The 1353-nt window shown below is 59.6% G+C and carries 1 protein-coding gene; it reads right to left on the bottom strand.

Annotated features, from left to right (window positions below):
• A partial coding sequence (locus ACWF6P_RS31675) for an amino acid adenylation domain-containing protein (protein ID WP_452623686.1) occupies positions 1-1353 on the bottom strand: 1353 nt, incomplete at both ends.

Genomic DNA, 1353 nt, shown 5'->3' with positions numbered 1-1353 from the left:
AGCGCCCACCGCCGGAAGAACATACGACACAAGAGCGGTCTCACCGCTGGGCAACACTCGCCCGAGAGTTGTCACGAACTCGACCCGATCGTCGAGCGCGATCACCGCATCAATTTCAGTCAACTCGATACGGAAGCCACGGATCTTGACCTGGGAATCAGACCGCCCGACATACTCGACGCTACGATCGCCGGCAACACCTTCCGTCCACCGCACCACATCCCCCGTGCGGTACATTCGTTCACCCTGCGCCCCAAAAGGATTCGCAATAAAACGATCAGCCGTCATACCCGCCAAATTGTGGTATCCACGCGCAACCTGCGGCCCTGCAAGATAGAGCTCACCCGTAGTCCCCGACGGGACAGGCTGCAAACGAGCATCCAACACCAACGACACCGCACCACGAATCGGACCACCGATCGTAACCGGATCACCCGCAACAAGTTCCGTCATGTTCGTGACGATCGTCATCTCGGTCGGACCATACGCATTGAAAAAGTGGCGCCCAGGCGCCCACTTCGCGACCAACTCCGGCGGACACGCCTCACCCGCAACAACCACCACAGCAACATCGTCGAGCCCCGAAGGATCCACCGAAGCAAGCACCGAAGGAGTCGCCCCGACATGCGTCACACGCTCAGCCTTGATCAACTCGGCCAACTCGGGCCCACCATAAATACTCGACGGGGCAATCACCATGACAGCGCCTGCCCCGATCGCCTCGAGTAGTTCGAAGATCGATACGTCGAAGCTTGGCGTCGTAAAATGCAACACCCGAGAATCGCTGCCGAGCGAGAGCACACGAATCTGCTCCTGCTGCAAAACAGCCAACCCCGAATGCGAAACAACAACACCCTTCGGCCGCCCCGTCGAACCCGACGTATAAATCACATACGCAGCATGCTCAGCCCGCAGCGTCCGCACCCGCTCGTCATACGTCACCGGCGCACCGGAGACAGCAGCCAACGACTCGACAGTGCCCGCAGCATCGATCGAAATCCACCCGACCGAATCAGTCAACCCGGCGCGTGCACCCTCAACAGTCAAACCGACCGACACACCAGAATCGCTGATCATGTACCCCACACGATCAGCCGGATAATCCGGATCCACCGGCACAAACGCCGCACCCGACTTCGCCACCGCCCACAAAGCCACAACAGACTCAAACGACCGCGGAATCGAAATGGCAACCCGATCCTCCGGCCCCACACCAACACCAATCAACACACGCGCCAAACGAGACGACCACTCATCCAACTCCGCATACGACAACGAACGACCCTCGAACCGCAAAGCCTCCCGCCCAGGACCCAACTCGACAGCCGCCACCAACAACTGCGGCAACAACAA

It is taken from the genome of Rhodococcus sp. NPDC055024, assembly GCF_053608585.1.
This window is presented reverse-complemented; position numbering and strand designations above follow the sequence as displayed.